Below are 5,149 nucleotides of genomic sequence, written 5' to 3'. Positions count from 1 at the left end.
CCCGCGCCGCCGGCGAGCAGTGCGAGTGCCGGATAGCCGAGCCACCGTACGGCGGCGAAGGCCGCGGACAGCGCGGGCTGCGAGTCCGTCTGCGCCCCGGCGGCGGGCAGCGGGCCGGTCGCCGCGTCGCCGACGCCGAAGACGAGCGCGCCGTGGATGGGGTGCGAGTCCGCGGACACCACCCGCCAGGCGACGGTGTACACGCCGTCGCCCAGGCGGTCCGGCAGCGGGATGACGACCTGCCGCGGCTGCTTCGGGTCGGCGCGTACCGCACCGGTGTCCACCTCGCCGCCGGGACCCGACACCGAGGTCCCGGCGGTCACCGGCGAGACCTCCTCGCCGAAGCGGAGCACCACCTCGGCCGGCGGCGCGGCGAGCCTTTCGCCGTTGCCGGGCGAGGAGGACAGCAGTTGGGTGTGCGCCTGCGCGGGCTGCGCCGGGAGCAGCCAGAGGATCCCGGCGCAGGCCGCGACGACGGCGAGCAGAGCGCCCGGCCACCGCCTCACCGCGTACGCCTCACAGCCGCGCCGGCGCACCGGGCCGGCCCGGCCGGGTGACCCTGAGGATGCCCCACATCCCGGCGGCGGCGAACGGCTGCCGGGCGTCGGAGATCAGGTAGTCGCCCGTGCCGCCGATCCGCCCGCCGGCTCTGCCGATGTGCGCCTCCAGCGTCTCGCCGGCCGCGATCGACCGCGCCGCCATCATCTCCGAGCCCTCCATCCGCGGTTCCAGCGGGAAGGCGTGCCCGCTGACGGTGAAGGAGTGGATCTGGTCGGACGCGCCGACGCCGACCCGGAGCACGACGTCGTCGCCCGCGTTGGCACGGAACACCGGCGTGGCGGGGTCCCCGTGCCGCTCCGACCCGAAGGCGTCGCCGAACGTGCCGTCGACCTCCGCGCTCGGGTAGTCGTTCGGCTTGGCGGTGAGGCCCAGCCGCTCGGTGAGCGGCTCGCTGCCGTAGTTGAAGTGGCTGTACCCCTTGTCGTACGAGCCGGCGTTGCCCGCCGTGCCCGGCGGTGCGCCGGGCACCGGCGCGGGCGGTCTGTTGAACGCCTCGCCCGGGTTGATGCCGTTGCCGGCGACCTGGTCTCCGTACGGCAGGATGCTGCGGGAGAAGTGCTGGTCGGTCGTCTGCATCAGGAGCGCGAACTCGCGGAACCGGCGCCCGTCGGGCAGCCTGACGATCGCCTCGGTGCCGGTCCTGCGGCTGCCGAACCTGGCTCCCGTCCGGCTGTCGGACCACACCGATCCGGTGGGCTCGACGACGAGCATGCCGTAAGCCCCGTGCCGCAGGGACGCGGTGCTGCCCAGGTTCTGGAACAGCGAGGTGCCCAGCTCCTTGTCGGCGAAGAAGGTGTACGTGGCCTGTTCGCCGGCGCCCACGGTGGTGTCCGCGTTGAGTCCGATCGCCGAGCCGCCGCCCAGTTGCTGGTTGCGGGTCAGCTCCGCCAGGTCGAAGCCGGCGCGGGTGCCGCCGTAACGGGAGTCCGCCGACGTGTCGTTGCGCAGGGTGACCGCGACGCAGTCGCCCTTGTTCGCGCGCAGCACGAGGGGCTCGACCCGCTTGCTGCCGTCCCGGATCGCGGCCACGTCGGACGTCAGCGCGTAGACGACTCCCTCCGCGTCCCGGTACGGGGCGGTGGGCAGCGGCGCGTCGATGACGGACACGTCGTACGACACCGTGCGCGCCGAGGCCGGGCAGGGCTGCGCCGTGCTGGAGACCACGGAGGTGTCCGGGGTGCCGTCCGGGCCGTAGGCCGGCGCCGGATCCGGTCCCGGCCGGCTCTGGGTGTCGCCGGTGGCCGGCCGCTGCAGCGGGAAGCCCGCGCCGGAGCGCGGCGACGACCGGCCGGGCAGCGGCTTCAGGTCGTCCCGCAGCCGGTCGTGGACCCGGAAGATGCCCCAGGCGCCGCTCTCCAGCGCGAACGTCCGCGTGCTGTAGTACAGGTAGTCGCCGGCCGAGCGGGACGGGCCGCCCGCGCCGCCGTCGAGGACGTAGTCGAAGCGCTCCGAGACGCCCAGCGTCGCGGTGTCCATGAGCTGCCCGTCCGGGTTGAACCGCTCCATCCGGAAGCGGTGCCCCTGCACGCGCAGCGCCTCGGCCCGGTCGTTGACCCCGACGCCGCGGATGACCACCGGGTCGCCGGCGTAGGCGCGCAGCAGCGGCGTCGGCGGGTCACCGTACTTCACCGAGGAGAAGGCGTACGGATCGACCGTCGTGACCGTGGCGGGCACGGTGTTCCCGTCCGGGTTCGCCGGGTCGTCCGGCGCGCGGCTGAAGGCGTTGCGGCATCTGGCGCCGTTGTACTCCTGCCGCTGGTCGGTGGTCGCGGGGTCGGCCGGGGTGTCCCCCGGCGGTGTTCGCTCGCCCAGTGGCGCGGCGCGCAGGTTGATGCTGCCCTCTTCGCACTCCTGGCCGTTGTTGAACGGATTGAGTCCCTGCCCCGGTGGCGTGTACAGCTCGCCGCGGCCGCGTCTGCCGTTGCCGAGGAAGAGGGTGTACTCGCGGAACGAGCCGGACTGGCCGACGCCCACCGAGCCGCGGGTGTTGACGATGTCGACGATCGTGCCGCTCCGCGCCTCGGCTCCGGTCCGGGGGTCCCGGTAGACGGAGCCCGGGGGTTCGATGACGTGGGCGGCGAACAGGCCGTGCGCCCAGGAGGCCACGGCGTCGACGTGGTCGTGCCAGAAGACGGTGCCCGAGTCGACGTCGGAGTACCAGCGGTACTGGACGAACTCGACGGTCACCGGCTCCCCCGGCGCGTGGTCGCCGCTCAGCGGTCTGTCGAGGGTCAGCCGACTGCCGTCGACCGCCTCGATGGTTCTGACCTCCACCGACGATCTGCCGACGCCGATCCCCACCGAGATGCCCGGTCGCAGCCGGTCGGTGGAGGACACGGTGATGCGGTCGCGGCCGGCGTCGACGGACGTCAGGCTGCGGTCCTCGCGCGCGGTGTCGAAGACGGACTGCTCGAAGGCGAACCCGCCGACGACGCCGTCGGAGGCGAGCGGGTCGAACTGCACGAGGTGCGTGTGCATGTTGACCTTGCTCTGCACCGTGTCCTTCAGCTCGCTGCCGAAGGTGATGGCGACGCAGTCCCCGACGTTGGAGCGGATCACCAGCGGCTCGACGGCCTTCCTGCCTTCGAGCACCGCCTTCTTGTCCTCGTTGAGTACGTAGACCTCGCCGTCCTTGTCCAGCTCGCGGTCGGTCGTGCGGACGGGCACGGAGACGGCGGTCACGTCGTACGAGCGCTCGTAGGCGTCCTTGGGGCAGAGCCCGCCGGGTTGTCGCTCCGTGGCCTTCTCGCCCACTCCGGGCGCGCCCGCGTGGCCGTTGGGCGCGAACGGCGGGCGTTGGCCCAGATGGGGTCTGAGCATGGGGTAGGCGGGTTTGCCGGTGAGCGGGTTGAACTCGATGGGTGGTCGCGTGCCGGGGGTGTCGGAGCGGAAGTTGGCCCACACGGCGGCGGTCTCGGGTTCGCCGAGGTAGACGGGCGCGTCCTTCGTGCCCGCCTTCCGCCAGTCCCAGACAGTCGCGTCGTCCGGGTCCGGCCCGCTCTCCGTCTGCCAGCGGGTGCCCTGCGGCGGCAGGCTCTCCTCCACCAGCCGTTCGAGGGCGAGCTGTTCGTCCGGGTCGGTCAGCTCGTCCGCGAGCACCACTTCCCTGCCCTGCACGGAACGGCCCAGCAGTCCGGCGGAGTCGACCGCCTCGGGGGGCGCGGCCCGGTCCGGCAGCGGGGCCAGGTCGGGTTGTCGGGTGTCGTGGACGCGCCACAGTCCCCACATGCCGGCGATGTAGTGCTGCGAGATGTGGCAGTGGTAGAGGAAGTCGCCGGCCGCCTGCTGGCAGCCGCCCGCGCCGCACTCGTGCTCCAGGTTGAACGACTCGGCGGGGCTGACCGTCTGCGAGTCCAGCCGGATCGACTTCCCCTGCGGGACGGGCGTCTTGGTCAGGCCGCCGCCCATCTCGCTCTCCGCCGTGCCCGGGTTCAGCCGCCACCGGGTACCGCCGCCGTGTACGTGGTGGACGTGCAGCTGCTCGGCGCCCGCGTGCACGAGCCGGGTCTTCGTCGGCTCGCCGAGGTACGAGCGCGGCATGGGCGTCGCGGGGTCGCCGTAGGTGTACGAGCTGTACGCGAGGGACTTGTTGGCCTTCTGGGCCTCCGCGCCGCGCTGCGCCTCCAGCTGGAGCCGGCGGTAGAAGGACTCGGTGCGGTAGTTGATGCCGCGGCTGCCCGGGCGGTAGACCTTCGTGCCGCCGCCGCCCTCGTCCGGCTGGGTGGGCGTGGGCGGGCGCGCGTCGATCATCGGCAGCGGGCGGCCCAGCTCCACCTGGTCGCCGACGGGCTTGCCGGGATCGCCGCCGACGGGGATGCCGGTGTCGTTCTCGCGCAGCGGGCGGCGGAGGTTGAAGGTCTCGTCGCCGATCTCGTGGTAGATCAGCGTGAACTCGCGGAATGCCGGCCCGGAGCGGGGCCGGATCATGGCCTCCCAGTTGCTCCAGCCGGTGTCGTCCGTGCGGTCCTCGCCGGTCTTCGGGTCGTACCAGCGCGCGCCCGCGGGCTCGGCGACGAGCGTGCCGAACAGACCGTGCGCGGTCAGCACGGAGGACTCGCCGCCGCTGCGGAACACCTTGCCGCCCTCGCCCATCGCCGGGTCCAGGTAGTAGCGGTACTGGCGGGTCTCGCCGGGCTTCGCGAGCTGCGCCGGGCTGCTGCCGACGGCCTGGCCGCCGTCGCCGGCGTCCGCGTCGTACGCCACGCCCGCCATGTCGACGGACACCGGGGGGACACCGCCGGGCTGGACGACGGCGGGGTTGCCGAGGGAGCCGGTCCTGGGCGCCTCGGTCAGCTTGTTCGTCAGGTTGACGACCACGCACTCGCCGAGGCGGGCGCGCAGCACGAGCGGCTGGATCGCGTCCTGGCCGAGGCCGGTCGAGACCTTCGCGGCGGACGGGTCGTTCACGGGCAGGGAGGAGGCCCGGTGCAGCGCGGCCTCCTGCTTGCGCACCGCCTCCTCGCGGTCGGCCAGCACGTACATGTAGCCGTACGGGTCGTGGTCGCCGAACCGGTCGACGGTGATGTCGACGTCGATGGCGTACACGTCGAACGTGCGCGTCGGCGCGGTCTCGCAGCCGCCGGCGTGC

At 73.3% G+C, this 5,149-nt stretch carries 2 protein-coding genes; both read right to left on the bottom strand.

What is annotated here, in order from left to right; translation table 11 throughout:
- A partial coding sequence (locus H5J30_RS16785) for a copper resistance CopC family protein (RefSeq protein WP_181788238.1) occupies positions 1 to 506 on the bottom strand: 506 nt, incomplete at its 3' end.
- A 10-nt stretch (positions 507 to 516) separates the two neighbouring features.
- Positions 517 to 5,149 (bottom strand): cupredoxin domain-containing protein (locus tag H5J30_RS16780; RefSeq protein ID WP_181788237.1); only part of this gene is annotated, 4,633 nt, incomplete at its 5' end.

It is taken from the genome of Streptomyces phytophilus, assembly GCF_013870535.1.
Taxonomy (GTDB): domain Bacteria; phylum Actinomycetota; class Actinomycetes; order Streptomycetales; family Streptomycetaceae; genus Streptomyces; species Streptomyces phytophilus.
This window is presented reverse-complemented; position numbering and strand designations above follow the sequence as displayed.